The sequence below is a fragment of the Geobacillus sp. FSL W8-1251 genome, from assembly GCF_038005945.1.
GTDB classification, from domain to species: domain Bacteria; phylum Bacillota; class Bacilli; order Bacillales; family Anoxybacillaceae; genus Geobacillus; species Geobacillus stearothermophilus.
This window is the reverse complement of sequence record NZ_JBBOUF010000001.1, coordinates 1,606,223-1,632,061: the sequence shown is the minus strand read 5'-3', so window position 1 is coordinate 1,632,061 and position 25,839 is coordinate 1,606,223. Positions and strand designations below refer to the sequence as shown.

14 protein-coding genes, 2 tRNA genes, 3 rRNA genes and 1 other annotated feature (1 of these 20 running past the window's edge) are annotated in these 25,839 nt (G+C 53.1%); of the genes, 17 read left to right on the top strand and 2 right to left on the bottom strand.

The genetic code is table 11. The annotated features are described in order from the left end of the window. The first annotated feature begins 91 nt into the window (after positions 1–91). The 6 genes from dnaN (at position 92) to gyrA (ending at position 9,078) form a co-directional block, all read left to right on the top strand. Positions 92–1,228, top strand: a complete 1,137-nt coding sequence (gene dnaN / locus NSS88_RS08575; RefSeq protein WP_033014240.1) for a DNA polymerase III subunit beta — start codon at positions 92–94, stop codon at positions 1,226–1,228. Positions 1,229–1,523: 295 nt separating this feature from the next. Further along, positions 1,524–2,891 (top strand): ISLre2-like element ISGsp3 family transposase, encoded by a 1,368-nt coding sequence (locus NSS88_RS08570; RefSeq protein WP_341083998.1) that lies wholly within the window; start codon positions 1,524–1,526, stop codon positions 2,889–2,891. 236 nt (positions 2,892–3,127) lie between these two features. Further along, a complete protein-coding gene (yaaA, locus tag NSS88_RS08565; RefSeq protein ID WP_033011987.1) occupies positions 3,128–3,349 on the top strand; it encodes a S4 domain-containing protein YaaA in 222 nt (73 codons plus the stop codon). An 11-nt stretch (positions 3,350–3,360) separates the two neighbouring features. Continuing rightward, complete coding sequence (gene recF / locus NSS88_RS08560; protein WP_033014239.1) at positions 3,361–4,479, top strand: DNA replication/repair protein RecF; 1,119 nt, start codon at positions 3,361–3,363, stop codon at positions 4,477–4,479. A 45-nt stretch (positions 4,480–4,524) separates the two neighbouring features. Next, a complete protein-coding gene (gene gyrB / locus NSS88_RS08555) occupies positions 4,525–6,447 on the top strand; it encodes a DNA topoisomerase (ATP-hydrolyzing) subunit B (RefSeq protein ID WP_055358886.1) in 1,923 nt (640 codons plus the stop codon). Positions 6,448–6,600: 153 nt separating this feature from the next. Continuing rightward, complete coding sequence (gene gyrA, locus NSS88_RS08550) at positions 6,601–9,078, top strand: DNA gyrase subunit A (RefSeq protein ID WP_055358887.1); 2,478 nt, start codon at positions 6,601–6,603, stop codon at positions 9,076–9,078. Between the two features lie 524 nt (positions 9,079–9,602). Here the strand turns inward: gyrA and NSS88_RS08545 are convergent. After that, positions 9,603–11,039, bottom strand: a complete 1,437-nt coding sequence (locus NSS88_RS08545) for a DDE-type integrase/transposase/recombinase (RefSeq protein ID WP_289667381.1) — start codon at positions 11,037–11,039, stop codon at positions 9,603–9,605. Between the two features lie 174 nt (positions 11,040–11,213). On the opposite strand from NSS88_RS08545, the gene NSS88_RS08540 reads away from it, so the two are divergent. The 6 genes from NSS88_RS08540 (at position 11,214) to rrf (ending at position 18,115) form a co-directional block, all read left to right on the top strand. Then, positions 11,214–12,290 carry an HD-GYP domain-containing protein gene (locus tag NSS88_RS08540; protein ID WP_055358890.1) on the top strand — a complete coding sequence of 359 codons (1,077 nt, stop codon included), beginning with the start codon at positions 11,214–11,216 and terminating at the stop codon, positions 12,288–12,290. Positions 12,291–12,654: 364 nt separating this feature from the next. Continuing rightward, positions 12,655–14,213 (top strand): 16S ribosomal RNA (locus tag NSS88_RS08535). A 322-nt stretch (positions 14,214–14,535) separates the two neighbouring features. Beyond that, a tRNA-Ile gene (locus tag NSS88_RS08530) sits at positions 14,536–14,609 on the top strand. 8 nt (positions 14,610–14,617) lie between these two features. Continuing rightward, positions 14,618–14,693 (top strand) — tRNA-Ala (locus tag NSS88_RS08525). 179 nt (positions 14,694–14,872) lie between these two features. After that, positions 14,873–17,800, top strand: a 23S ribosomal RNA gene (locus tag NSS88_RS08520). A gap of 198 nt (positions 17,801–17,998) precedes the next feature. Further along, positions 17,999–18,115 (top strand): 5S ribosomal RNA (gene rrf / locus NSS88_RS08515). Together the 16S, 23S and 5S rRNA genes with 2 tRNA genes alongside form the textbook arrangement of a ribosomal RNA operon. A 104-nt stretch (positions 18,116–18,219) precedes the next feature. Here rrf and NSS88_RS08510 read toward each other — a convergent pair. Then, positions 18,220–19,209 carry a YaaC family protein gene (locus tag NSS88_RS08510; RefSeq protein ID WP_049625370.1) on the bottom strand — a complete coding sequence of 330 codons (990 nt, stop codon included), beginning with the start codon at positions 19,207–19,209 and terminating at the stop codon, positions 18,220–18,222. Positions 19,210–19,335: 126 nt separating this feature from the next. Between NSS88_RS08510 and guaB the strand changes: the two genes are divergently transcribed. The 5 genes from guaB to pdxT all read left to right on the top strand — a co-directional run bounded on the left by guaB (position 19,336) and on the right by pdxT (position 25,665). Beyond that, on the top strand, positions 19,336–20,802 hold the full coding sequence (gene guaB / locus NSS88_RS08505) for an IMP dehydrogenase (protein ID WP_339239875.1): 1,467 nt from the start codon (positions 19,336–19,338) through the stop codon (positions 20,800–20,802). A gap of 104 nt (positions 20,803–20,906) precedes the next feature. Continuing rightward, the gene (locus NSS88_RS08500; protein WP_061580979.1) at positions 20,907–22,262 is read left to right on the top strand and encodes a D-alanyl-D-alanine carboxypeptidase family protein; all 1,356 of its coding nucleotides are present in this window, start codon (positions 20,907–20,909) and stop codon (positions 22,260–22,262) included. A gap of 138 nt (positions 22,263–22,400) precedes the next feature. After that, positions 22,401–23,951, top strand: a complete 1,551-nt coding sequence (locus NSS88_RS08495; RefSeq protein ID WP_201027872.1) for an IS1182 family transposase — start codon at positions 22,401–22,403, stop codon at positions 23,949–23,951. Between the two features lie 214 nt (positions 23,952–24,165). Continuing rightward, on the top strand, positions 24,166–25,050 hold the full coding sequence (gene pdxS / locus NSS88_RS08490) for a pyridoxal 5'-phosphate synthase lyase subunit PdxS (protein WP_033008824.1): 885 nt from the start codon (positions 24,166–24,168) through the stop codon (positions 25,048–25,050). A 24-nt stretch (positions 25,051–25,074) separates the two neighbouring features. Beyond that, positions 25,075–25,665: a pyridoxal 5'-phosphate synthase glutaminase subunit PdxT gene (gene pdxT, locus NSS88_RS08485; RefSeq protein WP_033008825.1), complete on the top strand. Its 591-nt coding sequence runs from the start codon at positions 25,075–25,077 to the stop codon at positions 25,663–25,665. Positions 25,666–25,674: 9 nt separating this feature from the next. Continuing rightward, positions 25,675–25,839 (top strand) — a binding site (T-box leader) (it continues 56 nt past the right edge of the window).

The window sequence follows — 25,839 nt, the reverse complement described above, 5'->3', positions numbered from 1 at the left end:
CCAACAAGCCATACTACTAGTACTACGGTTTTTATTTTTTATATTTTTATAATTTATTTCCGATCACCATTAAAACGAGGAGGAACAGCAAGTGAACATCTCGATTGACCGTGAAGCGCTGACAAGAAGTGTCCAAGATGTGATGAAAGCTGTATCGACGAGAACGACGATTCCGATTTTGACAGGGATTAAACTGACAGCGACGGCCCTTGGGGTGACATTGACAGGCAGCGACTCCGATATTTCGATCGAGTCGTTCATTCCGCTTGAAAAAGAAGGTCGGCTGCTCGTTGATGTCAAAAGGCCGGGAAGCATCGTGCTGCAAGCTCGCTTTTTTGCTGAAATTGTCAAAAAGCTGCCGCAGCAAACTGTCGAGATCGAGACGGAAGACAACTTTTTGACTGTCATCCGCTCAGGCCACTCGGAATTCCGTCTCAATGGCTTAAATGCCGACGAATATCCGCGGTTGCCGCAAATTGAGGAAGAAAACGTCTTTCAAATTCCGGCTGATCTATTGAAGACAATCATCCGACAAACTGTTTTTGCTGTTTCAACATCGGAAACACGCCCCATCTTGACAGGTGTCAACTGGAAAGTGGAGAATAACGAACTCGTCTGCACGGCGACAGACAGCCATCGTTTGGCGATGCGAAAGGTAAAAATTGAAGCAGGACATGCTGTGTCGTACAACGTCGTCATTCCAGGGAAAAGTCTAAACGAGCTGAGCAAAATTTTGGACGACGGCAGCGCTCCGGTCGATATTGTCATAACGGCCAACCAAGTGTTGTTTAAAGCGGAACATCTTCTTTTCTTTTCCCGGCTGCTTGACGGAAACTATCCGGAAACAGCCCGCCTGATTCCGACAGAAAGCAAAACAACGATGACCGTCAATGCGAAAGAGTTTTTGCAAGCGATTGACCGGGCATCACTGCTTGCAAGGGAAGGGAGAAACAATGTCGTGAAACTGACGACGCTCCCGGGAGGGCTGTTGGAAATTTCCTCGGTTTCTCCAGAAATCGGGAAAGTGACGGAACAGTTGCAGGCCGAATCACTTGAAGGGGAAGAGTTAAACATCTCGTTCAGCGCAAAATATATGATGGATGCACTCCGGGCCCTTGATGGCACCGATATTCAAATCAGTTTCACCGGGGCAATGCGCCCGTTCGTGCTGCGTCCGCTTTACACCGACTCGATGCTGCAGCTCATTTTGCCGGTAAGAACATATTGATGTATGTCGGAAACGCATAAAAGGCGATCTAGTCATGGACGCCGTCCTTTTCGCAATGCCTCCGATGGAGAGGATGGGGACAATTGCGTCCCATTCTCTTCATCGGTGTGAGTAAAATATTTGTGGGTGACATTCAGGAATGATTCCCCGACGAGGGTTGCGAACTTTTGTTCGCGACGCTCGTCGGGGCCACCAAGCGAAGCGCGGTAGAAAAAAGCAAATGTCATGCAAAAAGGACTCTCTCCCTGCTATGATGGTGATGACCAACATCCATAAAACAGGAGGGAGAGAGTCCATGAAACATCTTACCACAGAATGGCCTTTATTAAAAGAGCTGGAGGAACAATTAGTCAGAACTCTTCAAAAGGTGTTCGCTGTCTTGTTGGCGGCCCTTTTGGAGGAGATTGATCAACAACTGGCGGAAGCGCGGGACAAGCGCCGGTATCAGCTGAAAGACAAACGGCCGACTACGATCCAAACGCTGTTTGGAGAAGTGACGTTTCGACGGAACTACTACTATGACCGGCAAACGGGGAACTATACCTTCTTGCTGGATGCCGAACTGGGCTTTGATGGAGCGCAGTCGATCAGCCCTTGCCTCGAGGAAACGGCGGTCGAGTTGGCCGTAGAGTGCTCTTCCTACCGCAAAGCGGCCCGTACGTTGGAGTCGATCGTGGGGTATGCGGTCCTAAGCCACGAGGCGATTCGCCAACTGGTGCTGGAGGCCCCTGTCTCGCTGCACCGCCCTGTTTCCCAACGGCACGGCCGAGTGCTATTTGTGGAGGCGGATGGGCTGTTCATTTCCCGCCAGGGGAAAGGGAAACGGGCGAAAGAAGAGAAAATCCTGGCGGTTCACGAGGGATGGAAACGAAACGGTTCGCAGCTCGAGCTCGTGAACCGGCGCCACTACCTCCATGAAGGGGAGGGAGACGTGTGGGAACGGTTTGAAGAGTGGTTGATGAACGAATATGCCTATGACCCGTGCCGGGACCTTTTGATCATCAACGGCGACGCGGCGTCGTGGATCACAGCCTGCCGGGAGTATTTTGGAAAGCGAGCCTGCTTTCAGCTGGATCGATTTCATGTGGCGCGGGAGCTGCGTCAGTGTCTGTCCGGCCATCCGCGTTGGCGGGAGGTGCGGAAGAAGCTGGCGAAACAAGACGAAGAGGGGCTTCTCGTGGAGCTGAACAGCGCGGTCGGCACGTTGGAGGACGAAGCGAAAGAGAAGCAGATGGCTGCCATGATCCGCCGGATCGAGTCGATGCCGGGATGCATCCGGGACTATCGGGAGTGGCTGTCGGAGCAAGGGGTGGAGACGACCGGCATGCGTCCGATGGGCCACGCCGAGAGCGTGATGAGCCGGTTTGCGCATCGGGTGAAATCCCGCCGCAGCTGGAAAGACCAAGGGCTTCGGGCGTTTCTGAGGGCGATGGCAGCCCGAATCGACGGGATTTGGCGGAGAAATGGGCAGTTGGTGGAGGAAGAAGAGACCCGAACGGCAGCCTCGGCCTCGACGAAGTCCAAGCGGGTTGAACAGGCCAAACGGAAGGCAGGACGGTTGTGGGCAGATGTGGTGCGTCAGAATCTACCGTGTCTGCAGCGGTCATCCGGGACGCCGATCCATCAAGCGTTGTCGGCGCTTCGGGATTTTGGTTGGGTGTAAAAAAATGGAATACAATATCATCACTTCAAGATGAGGGATGAGAGTCCGAAAGCGCTTACGATATCAATTCCTGAAAATGGTTCGCTAACTAGTGATTGACAACACCCGTAGTGAACCGAAAAAATGTTCTCCACAAAGTCTTGACTGACTCTCTTCATCGGCTTTCTTTGCGGGCGGGCGATGTTTTCGATAAAATAAAGAAATAGGCGACTTAGAGGAAAGCGAGCGATGAACGGATGGAACAAACGGTGACGATTAAAACGGAAACGATCACGTTAGGACAGCTGTTGAAGCTTGTGCAGTTAATTGATACAGGCGGCGCTGCGAAATGGTTTTTGCAGGAATACAACGTGCTCGTCAATGGCGAAAGAGAGACCCGGCGCGGGCGGAAGTTAAAAGACGGCGACCGGGTGGATGTGGAGCAAATCGGCACGTTTGTCGTTGTACGGGCAGAGTAGGTGAAGATCGGGTGTTTTTAACCGACTTAGTGTTAACGAACTACCGCAACTACGAACATGAAATGGTGAATTTCAGCCAAGGGGTCAACGTCATTCTCGGGGAAAATGCCCAAGGGAAGACAAACATGATGGAGGCCATTTATGTATTGGCCATGGCGAAATCGCACCGCACATCGAACGATAAAGACCTTATCCGTTGGAATGAAGAGTATGCTAAAATAGAAGGAAGAGCGGAAAAACGAAGCGGTTCTCTTGCCCTTGAACTGCTTATCTCAAAAAAAGGGAAAAAAGCGAGATGCAACCATATTGAGCAGCGACGGCTCAGCCAATATGTCGGGCAGTTAAATGTCGTCATGTTCGCTCCGGAAGACTTGAATCTGGTCAAAGGAAGTCCGCAAGTGCGGCGGCGGTTTATCGATATGGAAATCGGACAAGTATCCCCCGTTTATATACATGATTTGGGGCAATACCAAAAACTGTTGCAGCAGCGCAACCACTGCTTGAAGATGATGCAGACGCGCGAGAGGGGCGGCGAGGCGGTGCTTGACGTATTAACCGAACAGCTCGCCGTGCTGGCGGCGAAGATTACGTTGCGGCGCCGCCAGTTTTTGTCGCTGCTTGAGCAGTGGGCGATGCCGATCCACCGTGAAATCAGCCGCGGAGCTGAACAACTCGGCATTCGGTATGAACCGTCGGTCGACGTATCAGAAAAGGCAGAATTGTCGAGAATAGTAGAAGCATACTGCGAAACGTTCGCTTCCTTGCGAAAACGGGAAATCGAGCGGGGAACGACGCTTGCCGGCCCGCATCGCGATGACATCGCGTTTATCGTCAACGGAAAAAACGTCCAAACGTTCGGTTCCCAAGGGCAACAGCGCACAACCGCGCTGGCGGTGAAACTGGCGGAAATTGAGCTCATCTTTTCCGAGTTAGGTGATTACCCCATTTTGTTGCTCGATGATGTGCTGTCCGAACTTGATGACTTTCGGCAAACCCACCTCTTAGATGCGATCCGAAAAAAAGTGCAAACTTTCGTGACCACAACGAGCATTGACGGCATTAAGCACGATATCATTCAAGAAGCGGCTATTTATCGAGTCCACTCCGGTTCGGTAGCTGCTCCTTCTTGACCGCAAAACGTTGAACGTTTTCAAAGAAAGCGTAGGTGATCTGGCATGACAATGGAACAACGGGTTGAGCGAGCGTACGACGCGAGCCAAATCCAAGTGCTCGAAGGCCTTGAAGCAGTTCGAAAGCGCCCGGGGATGTACATCGGCTCGACGGGGCCTAAAGGGCTGCACCACCTCGTTTGGGAAATCGTCGACAACAGCATTGACGAAGCATTAGCCGGCTATTGCACGGAAATTCATGTGACGATCGGAAAGGATAACAGCATCACGGTCGCTGACAACGGGCGCGGCATTCCAGTCGATGTGCATGAGGCAACCGGACGGCCGGCTGTTGAGGTCATCATGACCGTTCTGCACGCCGGCGGGAAGTTCGGCGGCGGCGGTTATAAAGTATCCGGCGGCTTGCACGGCGTCGGCGCCTCGGTCGTCAACGCCTTGTCGGAATGGCTGGAAGTTTACGTATACCGAGATGGGAAAATCCATTATCAAAAATACGAGCGGGGCAAGCCGTGCACCGATCTGCAAGTCATCGGCGAGACGGACCGAACCGGGACGACGACCCGCTTTAAGCCGGATCCGGAAATTTTTACAGAAACGACCGAGTTTGATTACGAAACGTTGGCCGCCCGGCTGCGCGAGCTCGCCTTTTTGAACCGCGGCTTGAAAATCACCTTGACGGATGAACGGGTTGACAACCGGAAAAGTGAATACTTTTATGAAGGCGGCATCCGCTCTTACGTCCGCCATTTGAATCGGACGCGGGAAGTGTTGCACGAAGAGCCGATTTACATTGCCGGCGAGCGCGACGGCATCGCTGTCGAAATCGCCTTGCAGTACAACGACGGCTATACGAGCAACATTTATTCATTCGTGAATAATATCCATACGCACGAAGGCGGCACGCATGAATCCGGCTTTAAAATGGCGTTGACGCGCATCATCAATGACTACGCCCGCAAACAGCAAATTTTCAAGGACAATGATGCCAATTTGACGGGGGAAGATGTGCGGGAAGGGCTGACGGCCATTGTGTCAATCAAACACCCCTCCCCGCAATTTGAGGGGCAGACGAAAACAAAGCTCGGCAACAGCGATGCGCGCACGGTGACGGACGCTGTCTTTTCTGAACAATTTGAAACGTTTTTGCTCGAACACCCGACCATTGCCCGAAAAATTGTCGAAAAAGGGATGATGGCCGCCCGCGCCCGCCTAGCGGCCAAAAAGGCGCGCGAACTGACGCGGCGCAAAAGCGCGCTTGAAGTCTCCAATTTGCCGGGCAAACTTGCCGACTGCTCGTCAAGAGATCCGTCGATCAGCGAGCTGTATATCGTGGAGGGGGATTCGGCGGGCGGTTCAGCGAAACAAGGGCGCGACCGCCATTTCCAGGCAATTTTGCCGTTGCGTGGGAAAATTCTCAACGTTGAGAAGGCAAGAATCGACAAAATCTTGTCCAACAACGAAGTGCGGGCGATCATCACCGCTCTTGGCACCGGCATTGGCGAAGAGTTCGACATCTCAAAGGCGCGTTATCATAAAGTCATCATTATGACCGATGCGGACGTCGACGGCGCTCATATCCGCACGCTTCTTTTGACATTCTTTTATCGCTACATGCGTCAATTTATCGAGCACGGCTATGTGTACATCGCCCAACCGCCCCTTTATAAAATCGAACAAGGAAAACAAGTGCGCTACGCTTACAACGACCGCCAGCTCGAAAAAATTCTTGCTGAGCTGCCGGAACAACCGAAGCCGACAATCCAACGCTACAAAGGGTTGGGCGAGATGAACCCAGAGCAACTTTGGGAGACGACGATGAACCCGGAAAAGCGAACATTGCTTCAAGTCAGTTTGCAAGATGCCATTGACGCAGATGAAACGTTTGAAATTTTAATGGGCGACAAAGTCGAGCCACGCCGCCAATTTATCGAAGAAAACGCCCGTTATGTGAAAAACTTGGACATTTAGGATGAAAAGAGAGGGATGGGGCCGCCCTCCTCGCTTCTTTTTGCCGACGGGGCCAACCGGGGCGCAAACGAAGCGGCGCCCGCCGTCCGCCTATGTCTGCTCCCTGTAAAGGCAGACCGGGCCGAAGAAGGCTCAAAAGGGAGGTTTATATGAATGGCAGAACATGAACAATCGCGCATTCGCGAAGTCAATATCAGCCAGGAAATGCGCTCGTCGTTCCTTGACTACGCCATGAGCGTCATCGTTTCCCGCGCCTTGCCGGATGTGCGCGATGGGCTGAAACCGGTGCACCGCCGCATTTTATATGCCATGCATGACCTCGGCATGACCGCTGATAAACCGTATAAAAAGTCAGCCCGCATCGTCGGCGAAGTGATCGGGAAATACCACCCGCACGGCGACGCCGCCGTGTATGATACGATGGTGCGCATGGCGCAAGACTTCAACTACCGGTACATGCTCGTTGACGGGCACGGCAACTTCGGGTCGATCGACGGCGATGCAGCAGCGGCCATGCGTTACACGGAAGCCCGCATGTCGAAAATCGCCATGGAGCTGTTGCGCGACATCAATAAAGACACGATCGATTACCAAGATAACTACGACGGTTCAGAAAAAGAACCGGTTGTGCTGCCGTCACGGTTTCCAAACTTGCTTGTCAATGGTTCGTCAGGCATTGCCGTTGGGATGGCGACGAACATCCCTCCGCATCAGCTTGGCGAGGTCATCGATGCGCTGTTGGCGTTAAGCCGAAACCCGGAGATGACCGTTGCCGACTTGATGGAATACATTCCTGGTCCGGATTTCCCGACGGCCGGGCAAATCATCGGCCGCAGCGGCATCCGCAAGGCGTACGAAACGGGACGGGGATCCATTACGTTGCGCGCCAAGGCTGAAATTGAGCAGCATGCCAATGGCAAGGAAACGATTATTGTAAGCGAACTCCCCTATCAAGTGAACAAAGCAAAGCTGATTGAACGGATCGCCGAATTGGTGCGCGAGAGAAAAATCGACGGCATCACCGATTTGCGCGATGAATCGGACCGGAGCGGAATGCGCATCGTTATTGAAGTGCGGCGCGATGCGAACGCGAAGGTCGTGTTAAACAACTTATACAAACATACCGCCTTGCAGACGAGTTTCGGAATCAACATGCTCGCCTTGGTGGATGGCGAGCCGAAAGTGTTGAACTTAAAAGAATGTTTGGAGCACTATTTGAACCACCAGAAAACGGTCATCCGCCGGCGAACTGCCTTTGAGCTGAAAAAGGCTGAAGCGCGCGCCCATATTCTTGAAGGCTTGCGCATTGCCCTTGACCATTTGGATGAAGTGATCGACCTCATCCGTCGTTCGCGAACGACAGAAATAGCGCGCGAAGGGTTGATGGAGCGGTTTTCGCTCAGCGAACGGCAGGCGCAGGCGATCCTAGATATGCGCCTGCAACGGCTGACCGGCCTCGAGCGGGAAAAAATTGAACAGGAGTATCAAGAGCTTCTCCGCCTCATCGCTGAGTTGAAAGCGGTGTTGGCTGACGAAGAGAAAGTATTGCAGATCATTCGCGATGAGCTGGCCGAAATCAAAGAGCGGTTTAACGACGAGCGGCGCACAGAGATCATTGCGGGGGCTGTCGAACAGTTTGACGACGAAGACTTAATCCCGCACGAACATGTCGTCATTACGCTCACTCATAAAGGATATATTAAGCGCCTGCCGTTATCGACGTATCGAAGCCAGAAACGCGGCGGCCGGGGCGTGCAAGGCATGCATACAGCCGAGGATGATTTTGTCGAACATTTGCTCGTCACTTCTACTCATGACAACGTGCTGTTTTTTACAAATAAAGGGAAAGTATACCGGGCGAAAGGCTATGAAATTCCGGAATTCGGACGCACCGCCAAAGGGCTGCCGATCATCAACTTGCTTGAGCTCGACAAGGATGAATGGATCAACGCCATGATTCCCATTGAAAATGAGTTTGATAATGAGCTTTATCTCGTGTTTGCGACAAAGCAAGGGATCGCCAAGCGCTCTCCGCTCTCAGCTTTCGCCCACATCCGCAACAATGGGCTCATCGCCATTCACTTGCGCGAGGGGGATGAGCTGATTTCCGTCAAGTTGACGGACGGTAAAAAACATTTGATTATCGGCACGAAAAGAGGAATGCTCATCCGTTTTCCAGAAACGGATGTGCGGACAATGGGCCGCAGTGCGACGGGAGTCAAGGCCATCTCACTCGATGACGGCGATGAAGTCGTTGGCATGGAAATCTTGGAAGACCATCATGATGTTCTTGTTGTGACGAAAAAGGGGTTCGGCAAACGCACCCCAGCTTCGGAGTATCGCGTGCAAAGCCGGGGCGGAAAAGGGTTGAAAACATGCAATGTCACGGAACGGAACGGTCCTGTTGTTGCAGTGACAACAGTCGTCGGCAATGAAGATTTAATGGTCATTACGACAGGCGGCGTGCTGATCCGCATCGCTGTCAACGATATTTCCAGGACAGGGAGAATTGCCCAAGGCGTCAAGCTCATTCGCCTCTCGGACGAAGACGAACATGAGTGTGTAGCGACAGTTGCCAAAGTGCCAGAGGAAGAAAAAGAAGAGAAAGAGGAAGAAGGGACCCCCGCTTAATTGAATGGCGTTCCGCCTGCAGGTGCGGGGCGCCCTTTCGTTTGAAAATGCGTGCGTCTGTTTTTACGGCGAATCGGAAAGCGAAACGCGCTTATTGGGCTTTCCGATTGCGAAAGTGCTGTTATTGCAGCCTATATAGATGCAACGAAATCGTTTAACATATCCTTGAAGGAAAAGTGGCTCATCCATTTTTGATTGTCGAAGGCAAGCCGTAGGCTTGCCTCCGTCACGATAAATCGTGCTACGATAAAAACAAAAAGGGTAGCGTCAAAAGTTCTATGAAAACTCCACACAGATCATACCATTGAGCATCGTGGGGCATGCGGAGGGCCGGATTCGCCCTTGACCAACACCCGCCAAAGGTGGGAAAGAGTCGTCAAGGGCGACGGGGACAAAAAGAAGGCAATAGGAAAGCCGCCCTTGCCATGACCGAATTTTACCTTTGGCGGTGTTCGGTTGGTCAAGGGTTCGCTTCGCCGAATCCGGCAGGAGTTCTGTTCAACGGGCTCCGGCGGACAAAAAAGTCAGGCCGCCTCTTGTTGGAGAAACGCTTGTGCCATGGCGATGAGCTTCGTCCACCGGGCCGGCATATGCGGAAGATCCGCCAGTTCCGGGATGACGACCGGGACCCGGCCTTCGAGTGCGCTATGCGGGCGCAGGAAGTTGAAATACGCCACAAACAGCGTCACAAAGGACACCGAGCCTTCTTCCGCACCAAACCCATGGGTCGGGCGGTAGTTGCCTTTAAAGGTCCGGTTGAATCGCTCGATGATCTGTTTGAGAGGGCGAAACTCTTCCGAGACCGGATCTTCGTTGGTTAGGCCGATCACCTGGCGGACGTCAAACGAAATCCCGTGCTGGGCGAAGAAGTGTTGCGCCAGCCGGTAAATCGGGTTGCCATCCACGACAAACGACAAGTCGTCTGGGAGGGACGGCAGCTTTCGCAGGACATCATCGATGGCCTGGATGGCCGAGAGCGTGTCCCGCTTGGGCGAGACGCGATACGACAGCACGATCTTTTTGACGGCATCAAACATAAAGAACAGGTAATGCCAGCGCCCTTTGACGCGAATATACGTCTCGTCCCCGCAAAACGAACCGGACAGCTCATACGGGAACCGGTCGACAAAGGGCTTGATCCAAAGCGCGACGCTGTTGGCGTAGTTGAGCACCGTCTGATGGGAGATCGAGACGCCATGGATGTCCTTCATGGCGGCGGCGGTCTCCCTCGAGGACATCCCAAAGTTGACGTAGTACGTCAACACGAGCCCCAACACGTGCGGCGACGCAGCCAGCCGGGACAAATCGACCTTCGGTTGGATGGGCGACGAGGAAGCCAACGGGAGAAAGTCAAACAAGAACTCTCGAAACAAATACCGCACCTTGAAGGCTTGAGGATCCTGTTGAAACTGTTGGCGCTCCTTCTTGGTCATCCGGCGAAGGTTGGCCTGGTAAAACGGGCAATCGTTGTTCTTGCACTTATAGATGTGGTATTCTTTGCGTTCCTTGATCTTTTCCAGCGTCTTTTTGCAGTGCGGGCAGCGAAAGACCGCTTGCTTGGTGAACCGATTTCGGTGGTTGAACCGGCACTGGCACACTTTGCATTGGTATTGCCCGTTTCCGCCGTTATTGGCGTACAGGTAAGAAGAGGGAGCCTGGCAGCGAGGGCAGGTCAACGAATCCGGAACACGGTGTTTCGCATTCGCGCGGCGCTGGATGGGCCGTAAAGGACGTCCGTGCTGGGCTTCATAGTCTGCCAACAGCTTCCGGTAATCAAGGGTTTCCGGCACATCGATGATCGGAAGGTCATCGACCTGAAGTTTCCGGTACGGCTTTTGGATGGGTTCGTCCAAGTCCTCGAGATTCAAGGATTTTCCCACGATCACACCCATCAAATACACAATGATTTGATATTGGGTCTTGATTATTTCGAGCAAATAGGCTAATAATTGAGGTAACAAAGCTTGTCACTCCTTTGTTTTGGCTGTTGGGTGTCGTTACCTCAATGATGGCCGAAAACAACGGGGGTGGCAAGCTTTTTTTCGTTCAACCGTTGAAACTCAAGGGAAAACCGTGAGTGTGGAGGATACACTTTTGACAATACCACAAAAAGACGGGGGGGAGGCTACATGGATATGGTTCGCGTGAAGCGCTCCCAGCTTCGCGAAGGCTGTGTGCTTGCTGAAGATGTAATCGGCAAAACGAAACGGCCGATTATGACAAAAAGCACTATTATTACAACACCGTTGTTGCAAGTGCTTGAAAAATTTCTTGTAGAGGAAGTGGAGATTGAGCCGTTTCTCGCAAACGGCGAACCATTTTCGCCGGGGGATTCGGCCGCGGCGGAGGATCAACGGTCGCTCTCTTTATATTTAGAGACCGTCCGCCAATACAAGACATGGTTTCAATCTTGGCGGTCCGGCTTGCCGGTCGACATCAATGAAATAAGGGAAGCTGTCATTCCCCTTTTTGAACACATGACAGGCTGCAAGCGGGAATTGCTTGCGTTGCACCATTATGCGACAAAAGAGGAATATTTATATCATCACGCCGTCAGTGTAGGATTGCTCGCCGGCTTTTTAGCCATGGAGCTCGGGTATAGCCGCGGGGAATGCCACCAAGTCGTTTTAGCCGGCGTCTTGTCCGACTGCGGCATGGCAAAAATGAGCAAACAAATTTTAACGAAGCCGTCGGCGCTCACTGAAGTGGAGTTCCACGAAGTGAAGCAACATCCGATTCTCGGCTACCGCATGGTGCAGAAGATCACAGCGTTAAGCCATGGAGCGAAGCTAGCCGTTTTGCAACATCATGAGCGAAACGACGGCAGCGGCTATCCGCTCAAGTTAAAAGCGAAAAAAATTCACCCCTACAGCCAACTCGTCGCAACAGCGGATGTGTACCACGCCATGACGTCAGAGCGCTTGTATCGGCGCAAACAACCGCCGCTTCGGGCTATTGAAACGATGTTGCGGCAGCAAGCCGGCAGATTGAGCGCAGACGCCGTCGCTGTACTGTTGAACCGTCTCGTCGGCCTGCAAACAGGAGCCGTCGTCAAACTATCCAACGGTGAGACAGCCGAAGTCATGTCGATTCAGCCAGACGAGCCAACCCGGCCGGTTGTCAAAGCAGCGAGGACGGGACGATTGCTTCTGTTAAGCACTCAACATGATATATATATTGAGGAGGTTTTGCGTGCACCAATGGATGAATAGTCGACCGAAAAGGCCGGTGAAAAACAATCATTTTCTCTTGCTGCTGTTGTTCATCGCCGAAAGAGGAAGCAGATTTCAGCAGGTTTCTCAGCTTGAGAATAACGCATTTCGCATTGTTTTTTGAAATAAATTGCCAACCGTCCAAAAAAATACCGTTGCATAAACAACATCAACATGATACAATAAACTTTGCTTGCGACGGCAACAACGAAATAAAAAACTATTGACTTTTCATCGTCCATCAGTTATTATGTAATAGCTGTCATCATTAAAGTAAAGATCAAGCTCCTTGAAAACTAAACAAAACGCAAGCGTCATGAAAAAAACTTCGGCTGCATTGGCCGAAGCAAAAGCCAATCAACTTTCTTTGGAGAGTTTGATCCTGGCTCAGGACGAACGCTGGCGGCGTGCCTAATACATGCAAGTCGAGCGGACCGGATTGGGGCTTGCCTTGATTCGGTCAGCGGCGGACGGGTGAGTAACACGTGGGCAACCTGCCCGCAAGACCGGGATAACTCCGGGAAACCGGAGCTAATACCGGATAACACCGAAGACCGCATGGTCTTCGGTTGAAAGGCGGCCTTTGGGCTGTCACTTGCGGATGGGCCCGCGGCGCATTAGCTAGTTGGTGAGGTAACGGCTCACCAAGGCGACGATGCGTAGCCGGCCTGAGAGGGTGACCGGCCACACTGGGACTGAGACACGGCCCAGACTCCTACGGGAGGCAGCAGTAGGGAATCTTCCGCAATGGGCGAAAGCCTGACGGAGCGACGCCGCGTGAGCGAAGAAGGCCTTCGGGTCGTAAAGCTCTGTTGTGAGGGACGAAGGAGCGCCGTTCGAAGAGGGCGGCGCGGTGACGGTACCTCACGAGAAAGCCCCGGCTAACTACGTGCCAGCAGCCGCGGTAATACGTAGGGGGCGAGCGTTGTCCGGAATTATTGGGCGTAAAGCGCGCGCAGGCGGTCTCTTAAGTCTGATGTGAAAGCCCACGGCTCAACCGTGGAGGGTCATTGGAAACTGGGGGACTTGAGGGCAGGAGAGGAGAGCGGAATTCCACGTGTAGCGGTGAAATGCGTAGAGATGTGGAGGAACACCAGTGGCGAAGGCGGCTCTCTGGCCTGCACCTGACGCTGAGGCGCGAAAGCGTGGGGAGCAAACAGGATTAGATACCCTGGTAGTCCACGCCGTAAACGATGAGTGCTAAGTGTTAGAGGGGTCACACCCTTTAGTGCTGCAGCTAACGCGATAAGCACTCCGCCTGGGGAGTACGGCCGCAAGGCTGAAACTCAAAGGAATTGACGGGGGCCCGCACAAGCGGTGGAGCATGTGGTTTAATTCGAAGCAACGCGAAGAACCTTACCAGGTCTTGACATCCCCTGACAACCCAAGAGATTGGGCGTTCCCCCTTCGGGGGGACAGGGTGACAGGTGGTGCATGGTTGTCGTCAGCTCGTGTCGTGAGATGTTGGGTTAAGTCCCGCAACGAGCGCAACCCTCGCCTCTAGTTGCCAGCATTCGGTTGGGCACTCTAGAGGGACTGCCGGCGACAAGTCGGAGGAAGGTGGGGATGACGTCAAATCATCATGCCCCTTATGACCTGGGCTACACACGTGCTACAATGGGCGGTACAAAGGGCTGCGAACCCGCGAGGGGGAGCGAATCCCAAAAAGCCGCTCTCAGTTCGGATTGCAGGCTGCAACTCGCCTGCATGAAGCCGGAATCGCTAGTAATCGCGGATCAGCATGCCGCGGTGAATACGTTCCCGGGCCTTGTACACACCGCCCGTCACACCACGAGAGCTTGCAACACCCGAAGTCGGTGAGGTAACCCGCAAGGGAGCCAGCCGCCGAAGGTGGGGCAAGTGATTGGGGTGAAGTCGTAACAAGGTAGCCGTACCGGAAGGTGCGGCTGGATCACCTCCTTTCTAAGGGGAAAAGCGAAGGTCGCCCGCCTATCGGCGAAACGCGCTGGAGGGCCTGCGAGGAGGCTGTTGCCGCCGCAGCAGGACCGAAGCGTCGCGAGCCGATGGCGGCCGGAGCTAGACAGTACGAAAAGCGGAGGCGAGCGTTTCGCCGCGATGGGCAAATGTTCTTCGCCTGCAAGGGTGCTTGCACCCGGAAGGCGAAGGTTATTTGACCCCGAGCGGCGGCGAGCCGGAGCTAGACAGAATTTCTTGACAAAACCTATCGGTTTGATTATAATGACGCTTGTCGTTTTGTTTAGTTTTGAGGGAACTTTCCCTCCATGGGCCTATAGCTCAGCTGGTCAGAGCGCACGCCTGATAAGCGTGAGGTCGGTGGTTCAAGTCCACTTAGGCCCATCGGTTGCGGGGCCTTAGCTCAGCTGGGAGAGCGCCTGCTTTGCACGCAGGAGGTCATCGGTTCGATCCCGATAGGCTCCACCACTTTTCTTGATTCGTTCCTTGAAAACTAGATAACCGGAAAAGCGGAGGCGAGCGTTTCGCCGCGATGGGCAAATGTTCTTCGCCTGCAAGGGTGCTTGCACCCGGAAGGCGAAGGTTATTTGACCCCGAGCGGCGGCGAGCCGACGCTAGACAATAAGGAAGAAGCCGAGAGCGCTGTAGGTTAAGCTAGAAAGGGCGCACGGTGGATGCCTTGGCACTAGGAGCCGATGAAGGACGGGGCAAACGCCGAAACGCTCCGGGGAGCTGTAAGCAAGCGTTGATCCGGAGATGTCCGAATGGGGGAACCCACTGTCCGTAATGGGGCAGTATCCATGCCTGAATCCATAGGGCATGGAGGGCACACCCGGGGAACTGAAACATCTTAGTACCCGGAGGAGAAGAAAGCAAACGCGATTCCCTGAGTAGCGGCGAGCGAAACGGGAACAGCCCAAACCAAGAGGCGTGCCTCTTGGGGTTGTAGGACCGCTCATTGTGGGAGTGAGAAAGGAACGGGGTAGACGAACCGGTCTGGAACGGCCGGCCAGAGAAGGTGACAGCCCTGTAGTCGAAACTTCGTTCCCTCCCGAGCGGATCCTGAGTACGGCGGGACACGGGAAATCCCGTCGGAAGCAGGGAGGACCATCTCCCAAGGCTAAATACTCCCTAGTGACCGATAGTGCACCAGTACCGTGAGGGAAAGGTGAAAAGCACCCCGGAAGGGGAGTGAAAGAGAACCTGAAACCGTGTGCCTACAAGTAGTCAGAGCGCGTTCATGCGTGATGGCGTGCCTTTTGTAGAATGAACCGGCGAGTGACGATGGCGTGCGAGGTTAAGCCGAAGAGGCGGAGCCGCAGCGAAAGCGAGTCTGAACAGGGCGAAAAGTACGTCGTCGTCGACCCGAAACCAGGTGATCTACCCATGTCCAGGGTGAAGGCCGGGTAACACCGGCTGGAGGCCCGAACCCACGCACGTTGAAAAGTGCGGGGATGAGGTGTGGGTAGGGGTGAAATGCCAATCGAACTTGGAGATAGCTGGTTCTCCCCGAAATAGCTTTAGGGCTAGCCTCGGGATGGAGAGTGTTGGAGGTAGAGCACTGATTGGGCTAGGGGCCCTCATCGGGTTACCGAACCCAGTCAAACTCCGAATGCCAACGACTTATGCCCGGGAGTCAGACTGCGAGTGATAAGATCCGTGGTCGAGAGGGAAACAGCCCAGATCGCCAGCTAAGGCCCCAAAGTGCACGTTCAGTGGAAAAGGATGTGGAGTTGCAAAGACAACCAGGATGTTGGCTTAGAAGCAGCCACCATTTAAAGAGTGCGTAATAGCTCACTGGTCGAGTGACTCTGCGCCGAAAATGTACCGGGGCTAAACGTGCCGCCGAAGCTGCGGGATGACCGTTGGTCATCGGTAGGGGAGCGTTCTAAGGGCGTTGAAGCCAGACCGGAAGGACTGGTGGAGCGCTTAGAAGTGAGAATGCCGGTATGAGTAGCGAAAACAGAGGTGAGAATCCTCTGCGCCGAAAGCCTAAGGGTTCCTGAGGAAGGTTCGTCCGCTCAGGGTTAGTCGGGACCTAAGCCGAGGCCGAAAGGCGTAGGTGATGGACAACAGGTTGAGATTCCTGTACCACCTCCTTCCCGTTTGAGCGATGGGGGGACGCAGGAGGATAGGGCGAGCAGGCGGCTGGAAGAGCCTGTCCAAGCCGCAAGGCTGATCCGTAGGCAAATCCGCGGATTGTAAGGCCAAGCGGTGATGGCGACGGAGTCATCCGGAAGTCCCCGATTTCACACTGCCAAGAAAAGCCTCTAGCGAGGGAAGAGGTGCCCGTACCGCAAACCGACACAGGTAGGCGAGGAGAGAATCCTAAGGCGCGCGGGAGAACTCTCGTTAAGGAACTCGGCAAAATGACCCCGTAACTTCGGGAGAAGGGGTGCTCGTTTGGGTGAAGAGCCCGAACGAGCCGCAGTGAAAAGGCCCAAGCGACTGTTTATCAAAAACACAGGTCTCTGCGAAGCCGAAAGGCGACGTATAGGGGCTGACACCTGCCCGGTGCTGGAAGGTTAAGGGGAGCGCTTAGCGGAAGCGAAGGTGCGAACCGAAGCCCCAGTAAACGGCGGCCGTAACTATAACGGTCCTAAGGTAGCGAAATTCCTTGTCGGGTAAGTTCCGACCCGCACGAAAGGTGTAACGACTTGGGCGCTGTCTCAACGAGAGACCCGGTGAAATTATACTACCTGTGAAGATGCAGGTTACCCGCGACAGGACGGAAAGACCCCGTGGAGCTTTACTGCAGCCTGATATGGAATTTTGGTATCGCTTGTACAGGATAGGTGGGAGCCTGGGAAGCCGGAGCGCCAGCTTCGGTGGAGGCGCCGGTGGGATACCACCCTGGCGATATTGAAATTCTAACCCGCACCCCTTAGCGGGGTGGGAGACAGTGTCAGGCGGGCAGTTTGACTGGGGCGGTCGCCTCCCAAAAGGTAACGGAGGCGCCCAAAGGTTCCCTCAGAATGGTTGGAAATCATTCGGAGAGTGCAAAGGCACAAGGGAGCTTGACTGCGAGACGGACAGGTCGAGCAGGGACGAAAGTCGGGCTTAGTGATCCGGTGGTTCCGCATGGAAGGGCCATCGCTCAACGGATAAAAGCTACCCCGGGGATAACAGGCTGATCTCCCCCAAGAGTCCACATCGACGGGGAGGTTTGGCACCTCGATGTCGGCTCATCGCATCCTGGGGCTGTAGTCGGTCCCAAGGGTTGGGCTGTTCGCCCATTAAAGCGGTACGCGAGCTGGGTTCAGAACGTCGTGAGACAGTTCGGTCCCTATCCGTCGCGGGCGCAGGAAATTTGAGAGGAGCTGTCCTTAGTACGAGAGGACCGGGATGGACGCACCGCTGGTGTACCAGTTGTCCCGCCAGGGGCACCGCTGGGTAGCTATGTGCGGACGGGATAAGCGCTGAAAGCATCTAAGCGTGAAGCCCCCCTCAAGATGAGATTTCCCACCGCGTCAGGCGGGTAAGATCCCTCGAAGATGACGAGGTCGATAGGTCCGAGGTGGAAGCGTGGCGACACGTGGAGCTGACGGATACTAATCGATCGAGGGCTTAACCTAGAAAAGCGCAGGCGAGCGGTTCGCCGCGACGGGCAAATGTTCTTCACCCGCAGGGGTGCTAGCACCCCGAGGGGGAAGGTTATTTGACCCCGAGCGGCGGCGAGCCGGAGCTAGACAATGAAAAGTGAAAGCGCCCCGGCTTCTTCCTGAAACGGTTATCTAGTTTTCAGGGAACGAATTCCTGACAACCTCATATGGCCTAGTGGTGATAGCGGAGGGGAAACACCCGTTCCCATCCCGAACACGGAAGTTAAGCCCTCCAGCGCCGATGGTAGTTGGGGCCAGCGCCCCTGCAAGAGTAGGTCGCTGCTAGGCGGAAAACAGAGCACCCCATTGTGCATGACGCGCAATGGGGTGCTTTTTATCAACCCGCGCTGGGAAGCCTTTACTCCCGCGTGTTCGTGCAGGTGGGAGAGCATTCAATCATTTGGCTTGGCCCAAAACTTATGCATTAAATATTCGTTTAGCAGCAGGGGCACTTTGTCCGCCGATATGGAAAGAAATTGAAGAATAAAAATGTACGCCTTGCTTGAGTAAGAGTGAAGAAGTTCGCTCCACCACTCTGTTTCGTAGCGGGAGATCATGCTCAAATTGTACAGCAGCAAATAATGGGCATGGATTTCCGGGAGCGCAAAGATTTTTTCCTTCTTCGTTGGGATATGGTATGTTCCGTTCGAATGGAATAAAAACGGCCCTTCCTTAATCGGCGATAGCGGCGATTCCATTTTGAAATAAAGAAATTCCCCTTCCTCCTTGGCGAATGTCAGCTGTTTTTCGTGCCCTTCCTCGCTCATGTACTGGATGAAGCGGAGCTGCGACATATGGTAATGGTCCAAAATCGCCTTCGGAATGGCCAGCATGGGCGGTGAAACCGTATGTACGACCGGCAACGACAATGGCTTTTTTCGGTCGCTTAAACAAAAAAATGTTTCGTGCAGTTCGCAGATTCGTTGCAACAGCATGCCCATGCGAAATTTTTCCCCCGCCTCTTGTTTCACATGAAACATTTTTTCAGAAAAATGAGTGAACAAACCGTTTTTTTGGATTTTGACTTCGTCATCTAAAAATTCATAGCCTTGTTTTTTGCGCTTTCTCGTTGACACTCCATGGGCTAAAACGGATGTCGATTCAGGATAGTCCGGATCGACGGTGAGCAGGCACGCCTTTATCAGCTGCACCATGCCATAAAACAAAAGAACCGGTTTAATGGACAATGGCGACTGCCTGGCGGCGGCATAAAAGTTTTGCCCATGCTCCAAATAATATAAAAATGGATAACAGTTTGTATAACTGCGCTGAACAGCGTCTTCCCGTTGTTGCTGTTTGTAGCATTGCAGCAAAAAGCGCTGGGCGACGTCAGCGGAGCGGAAAATAGAAAAGTTGACAGCTTTACCGGGATTTCCGAACATTTTTACCCCCCTTGCCATGGAATTGTAAGAAGATAACTGAAAAGTTGGACATTTTTTTGATTCCTTGACAGTAGTTTAACCAGTTGTTAAGCTACTAATAATATTTCCGGACAAGGGGGAGAAAACATGTGGGAAGCGAAATTCGCAAAGGAAGGCTTGACGTTTGATGATGTTCTTCTCATTCCAGCAAAATCGGACGTGCTACCGCGTGATGTTGATGTCACGACGAAATTAAGCGATACGCTCCAGTTGAACATCCCAATCATTAGCGCCGGCATGGATACAGTAACCGAAGCGGAAATGGCTATTGCGATGGCGCGTCAAGGCGGTCTTGGCGTCATTCACAAAAACATGTCGATTGAGCAACAGGCGGAACAAGTCGACAAAGTAAAGCGGTCAGAGCGCGGTGTTATTACGGATCCGTTTTTCTTAACGCCTGATCATCAAGTGTATGATGCGGAACATTTAATGAGCAAGTATCGCATCTCCGGCGTGCCGATCGTCAACAATGCCGAGGAACAAAAGTTTGTCGGCATTATCACGAACCGCGATTTGCGCTTTATTCAGGATTACTCGATTAAAATTTCCGAGGTAATGACGAAGGAGAACTTGGTTACAGCCCCGGTAGGGACTACGTTAGAAGAAGCGGAAAAAATTTTGCAAAAGCACAAAGTGGAAAAATTGCCTCTCGTCGATGAAAATGGAGTTTTAAAAGGGCTTATTACGATTAAGGACATCGAAAAGGTGATCGAGTTCCCGAATTCGGCGAAAGATGCGAAAGGGAGGCTGATTGTCGGGGCGGCCGTCGGGGTGACGGCGGACACGATGATTCGCGTCAAAAAGCTTGTTGAGGCAGGGGTTGATGTCATTGTCGTTGACACGGCGCACGGCCATTCGAAAGGCGTCCTAGAGACGGTGGCCAACATCCGCCGCCAATACCCGGACTTGAACATCATCGCCGGCAATGTCGCGACAGCTGAAGGGACGCGCGACTTGATTGAGGCTGGGGCGAACATTATTAAAGTCGGAATCGGTCCGGGGTCCATCTGCACGACCCGGGTTGTCGCCGGGGTTGGTGTGCCGCAAATTACGGCGATCTATGACTGTGCGACTGAGGCGCGCAAACATGGCGTCCCGATCATCGCTGACGGCGGCATTAAATACTCTGGCGACATCGTGAAGGCGATTGCCGCCGGAGCTCATGCGGTCATGCTCGGCAGTTTGCTCGCCGGCGTCTCGGAAAGCCCAGGCGAGACGGAAATTTACCAAGGCCGCCGCTTTAAAGTATACCGGGGCATGGGGTCGGTCGCGGCGATGGAGCGCGGCAGCAAAGATCGTTATTTCCAAGAAGACGCGAAAAAGTTTGTCCCGGAAGGCATCGAAGGGCGTGTGCCGTACAAAGGGCCGCTCGCCGATACGATTTATCAGCTTGTCGGTGGCTTGCGCGCCGGTATGGGCTATTGTGGAACGCGGAACTTGGATGAGCTGCGGGAGAAAACGCAATTTGTCCGCATGACGGGCGCAGGGCTTCGCGAAAGCCATCCGCATGACGTGCAAATTACGAAAGAAGCGCCGAACTACTCCGCGTTTTGATCAAGGCTGCGTCCATCAGCCTAACTTTGACGGAGACAGATTCTCCGTCTATTTTTTTGGCCGCCTGTATGTTACAATAACGGTTGTGTGAGGAGGGTTTCGATGTGAATAGGAAACGAAAGTGGTTGTTTTGGCTGCTGTCTGTTTGTCTTTGCTTAACACTATGGCCGTTTCAACAGACGGCGAAGGCGGAAAGCGCTCCGCTTGACATCCGGGCGGACGCCGCGATTTTAGTGGACGCGAAGACGGGAAGAATTTTATATGAGAAAAACATTGATACGGTGCTTGGCATTGCCAGCATGACAAAAATGATGACCGAGTATTTGCTTCTTGACGCCGTTAAGGCGAAACGTGTCAAGTGGGATCAGACGTATACGCCGAGTGAGTATGTGTACCGGTTGTCGCAAGACCGGGCGCTGTCCAACGTTCCGCTGCGCAAAGATGGCAAGTATACAGTGCGCGAACTGTACGAGGCAATGGCCATTTATTCGGCCAATGGGGCTACGGTCGCGATTGCGGAAATCATTGCTGGGTCAGAGAAAAATTTCGTGAAAATGATGAATGAAAAAGCGAAACAGCTCGGGTTGAAAGATTATAAATTCGTGAATGCGACAGGGTTAAGCAACGAAGACTTAAAAAGAATCTACCCGGAAGGGACAAACTCGGATGAGGAAAATGTCATGTCTGCGCGGGCCATGGCCACCCTTGCCTACCGGCTGCTGAAAGACCATCCAGAGGTGCTGGAAACGGCTAGCATTCCCCATAAAATGTTCCGAGGAGGAACAGAGGACGAAATTAAAATGGACAACTGGAACTGGATGCTACCAGGGCTTGTGTACGGATACGAAGGGGTAGACGGGTTGAAAACCGGCTATACGGAATTTGCCGGCAACTGTTTCACCGGGACGGCGAAGCGGAACGGCGTCCGTCTAATTTCCGTCGTGATGAATGCCAAGGATGCAAGCGGAAAAACGACGAAAGAGGCGCGTTTTAAGGAGACAGAAAAACTATTTAACTATGGATTTCATCAATACTCGCTCCAAACTCTCTATCCGAAAGGGTATCAGCTGAAGGGGAAAGAGACGATTCCAGTCGTGAAAGGGAAGGAAAAAGAAGTTCGCGTCGCAACGGCGAAAAAGCTGTCTCTGCTCATCAAAAATGGCGAGGAAAAACAGTACAAGCCGGTTTATGTATTGGATCAGAAAAAAATGACGAAAGAAGGAAAATTGATCGCTCCGTTGAAAAAAGGAGAGACGGTCGGATATATGACGCTTGAATACAAAGGCGATGACTCGCTCGCGTTCTTAAGCCCGGACATGCAAAAAAACATCCGGGTGCCGCTCGTTACGACAACCGAGGTGGAGAAAGCCAACTGGTTCGTTCTCTCGATGCGTGCGATTGGCGGACTGTTTGCTGATTTATGGACAAGCGTTGCCAAAACGGTGAAAGGTTGGTTGTAACGCTGGGGCTGACCCAAAACGCGAATGCGTTTTGGGATCAGCCCCCACTTTTTTGCCTCAAATATAGAAGAATCGCCCTTTTTTCTGGTAGAATAGAGTCACCAAAACCACTACCACCGAAAGAAGGGCGATTCTTTTATGAAACATGATCATATTTCCTTTAAAGAGTATACCATGGACAACCTCTCTTTGCCAAGCAACATCGCCGATCTCATTCCACGGGATAACATGGCCCACGTGGTTCATGAGATGGTTGAACGCATCCCGATGGAGACGTTTCTTGCTTACTACAAAGGAGGGGGCGCCTCCGCCTATCATCCGAAAATGATGACCAAAATTCTCCTTTACGCTTACACCCAAAAAATGTATCATGGCCGTGAGATTGCACGGCAGCTCGAAGTCCACCTTCCCCTCATGTGGCTAAGTGGATTTCAAAAGCCGGACTTCCGTTCCATCAATCGGTTTCGTTCGGAGCGGATGAAAGACCTGATTGACGACCTGTTCCGGGAAATGATCACGCTGCTCGTGGCCGACGGCTATGTCAAGATGGAAGATTATTTTGTGGATGGAACGAAAATTGAAGCGAATGCCAACCGGTACACCTTCGTTTGGCGCAAATCGGCTGAGAAGTACCAGGAGAAACTCCAAGCCAATGTCGATCGGCTGATTGCCCAGATCGAGGTGATCGTGGAAGAAGAAAAGGCGGAAGACATCGACCCTTCGCCGGCCTTTACGTCAGAAGAAATCCGAAAGAAAACCGAGGAGTGGGAAAAACGGTTGGAGGCCGAGCCGGACAACCAACCGTTGAAGAAGGCCATCAAGAAGATGAAGGAGGACTACTTGCCCCGCAGTGAAAAGTATGAACACCAACTCCATGTATGCGGGGATCGCAACAGCTATTCCAAGACCGATGTGGATGCCACCTTCATGCGGTTGAAGGAGGATCACATGCGAAACGGCCAGCTCAAGCCGGCCTATAACGTACAGGTGGGTTCTTCCGGCCAATTTATTTTGGGGTATTCCCTTCATCAGAGGCCGGGCGACACTCGTTGTCTTCTCCCGCATTTGGAGACCGTTCGAGAGAAGTACGGCGTGGAACCCGAACGTTTGATCGCTGACGCGGCTTATGGCTCGGAAGAGAACTACGTGAAGCTGGAAGAGAAGCACATATCGGCCTTGATCAAGTACCATACGTATGAGAAGGAGAACACGCGCAAGGTCAAGAAAAATCCGCATCATCAGCAGAATTGGACCTATGTGGAAGAAGAAGACGTTTGGATTTGCGCCAATGGGAAAAAGCTGGTTCGCACCGGAACTTCGAAACAGACCACGGAATCAGGATACACCTCGGTCACCCGACACTACCAATGCCATGAATGCGAAGGATGTCCGTTCCGTTCGGCCTGCACGACTTCCAAGTATGGACGAACCACGCAATGGAACCCCGTCTATCATGAACAAAAACAGAAAGCCCGCGAACGGTTGGAGAGTGAAGAAGGGCAAGCCCGATACCGCCAACGCCAAACCGACATTGAGAGTGTATTTGGGCAAATCAAACAAAATCGCGGGTTTCGTCGCTTTGTCCTGCGAGGCCTCCAAAAAGTTTCCATCGAATGGGGGCTGGTTTGTGCTGCCCACAATCTTCTCAAAAAAGCCGCTAGGGACAAGCAATTGTCCTTGGTGGCGTAAATGAGGGGGAGAACAGAGTCGGAATTTTGTTCCGTTTGGTAAAATATACAAAAACCAGAGAGGGCTGACTCCAAAAGTCCGCTTTTTGGCGGACTTTTGGGTCAGCCCCTTTTTTCCATTGTGATTTTTGTAAAAATTGAGGTAAAATGAAACGGTGGAATCATCCTTTTGCGTATATAGCAAAGCATAAGGATAGGAACAGGGGGAATCAACGTTGGCATTGACAGGTACAGACCGCGTCAAACGCGGCATGGCGGAAATGCAAAAAGGCGGCGTCATTATGGACGTCGTCAATGCGGAGCAAGCGAAGATTGCTGAGGCGGCAGGGGCTGTCGCAGTCATGGCGCTCGAGCGCGTCCCGGCAGACATTCGCGCCGCTGGCGGTGTCGCGCGCATGGCTGATCCGACGATCATTGAAGAAGTGATGAACGCTGTATCAATCCCAGTCATGGCAAAAGTGCGCATCGGGCACTATGTGGAAGCGCGCGTCCTTGAGGCGCTCGGCGTCGACTATATTGACGAAAGTGAAGTATTGACGCCGGCTGATGAAGAGTTCCATATTGACAAACGGCAGTTTACGGTCCCATTTGTATGCGGTTGCCGCGACTTAGGAGAGGCCGCCCGCCGCATTGCTGAAGGGGCATCGATGTTGCGGACAAAAGGGGAGCCAGGGACAGGAAACATCGTCGAGGCCGTTCGCCATATGCGCAAAGTCAACGCGCAAATCCGCAAAGTTGTCAGCATGAGCGAAGACGAACTTGTCGCCGAGGCGAAACAGCTTGGGGCTCCGGTTGAAGTGCTGCGTGAAATCAAACGGCTTGGCCGCCTCCCGGTCGTCAACTTCGCCGCTGGCGGTGTCGCGACACCAGCTGACGCCGCGCTCATGATGCACTTAGGCGCCGACGGTGTCTTCGTCGGTTCGGGCATTTTTAAATCGGAAAATCCGGAAAAATACGCTCGTGCGATCGTTGAAGCGACGACTCATTATGAAGACTATGAGCTGATCGCTCATCTATCGAAAGGGCTGGGCGGCGCAATGCGCGGCATCGATGTCGCGACACTGCTGCCGGAGCATCGGATGCAAGAACGAGGCTGGTAAGCCGGACAAAGGAGCAAGATCACAATGAAAATAGGTGTACTTGGACTGCAAGGAGCTGTGCAGGAACATGTCCGCGCCATCGAGGCGTGCGGCGCCGAGGCGGTCGTCGTGAAGAAACCGGAGCAGCTTTCGGGACTCGACGGACTCGTGCTCCCGGGCGGCGAAAGCACAACAATGCGGCGCCTCATGGACCGGTACGGATTGATGGAGCCATTGAAGCAATTTGCCGCTGATGGCAAGCCGATGTTTGGGACATGCGCTGGGCTCATTTTGCTGGCGAAACGAATCGTCGGGTATGATGAGCCTCACTTAGGCCTGATGGATATTACAGTCGAGCGGAACTCGTTTGGGCGGCAGCGGGAAAGCTTTGAGGCGGAGCTGTCGATCAAGGGGGTTGGCGACGGGTTTGTCGGCGTCTTCATCCGTGCTCCGCACATTGTCGAGGTCGGCGACGGGGTCGATGTCCTCGCGACATACAATGACCGCATTGTCGCGGCCCGGCAAGGCCAGTTTCTTGGTTGCTCGTTCCATCCAGAGTTGACCGACGATCATCGATTGATGCAATACTTTCTCAACATGGTCAAAGAAGCGAAAATGACGTCAAGCCTTAAGTAAAGTGATCAAGCGAAAGCGATGAGAGGAACAAGCAGCAGACCCCCTTTCTTTCAGAGAGCCGGTGGGTGGTGCAAACCGGCAGGAAGCGCCTGTGAATCCATCCTCGAGCAAAACGTTGAACGCCAAAGCGGGTCAGTAGGCGTTTTCGGTAGCCGCCGTGAACGGCAAAAAGGG

Excerpts from the sequence above, each read along its gene's own strand:
- NSS88_RS08570 (WP_341083998.1), top strand. The coding sequence starts at position 1,524 with ATGAAACATCTTACCACAGAATGGCCTTTATTAAAAGAGCTGGAGGAA.
- yaaA (WP_033011987.1), top strand. The coding sequence starts at position 3,128 with ATGGAACAAACGGTGACGATTAAAACGGAAACGATCACGTTAGGACAG.
- gyrB (WP_055358886.1), top strand. The coding sequence starts at position 4,525 with ATGACAATGGAACAACGGGTTGAGCGAGCGTACGACGCGAGCCAAATC.
- gyrA (WP_055358887.1), top strand. The coding sequence starts at position 6,601 with ATGGCAGAACATGAACAATCGCGCATTCGCGAAGTCAATATCAGCCAG.
- NSS88_RS08540 (WP_055358890.1), top strand. The coding sequence starts at position 11,214 with ATGGTTCGCGTGAAGCGCTCCCAGCTTCGCGAAGGCTGTGTGCTTGCT.
- NSS88_RS08510 (WP_049625370.1), bottom strand. The coding sequence starts at position 19,209 with ATGTTCGGAAATCCCGGTAAAGCTGTCAACTTTTCTATTTTCCGCTCC.
- guaB (WP_339239875.1), top strand. The coding sequence starts at position 19,336 with ATGTGGGAAGCGAAATTCGCAAAGGAAGGCTTGACGTTTGATGATGTT.
- NSS88_RS08495 (WP_201027872.1), top strand. The coding sequence starts at position 22,401 with ATGAAACATGATCATATTTCCTTTAAAGAGTATACCATGGACAACCTC.
- pdxT (WP_033008825.1), top strand. The coding sequence starts at position 25,075 with ATGAAAATAGGTGTACTTGGACTGCAAGGAGCTGTGCAGGAACATGTC.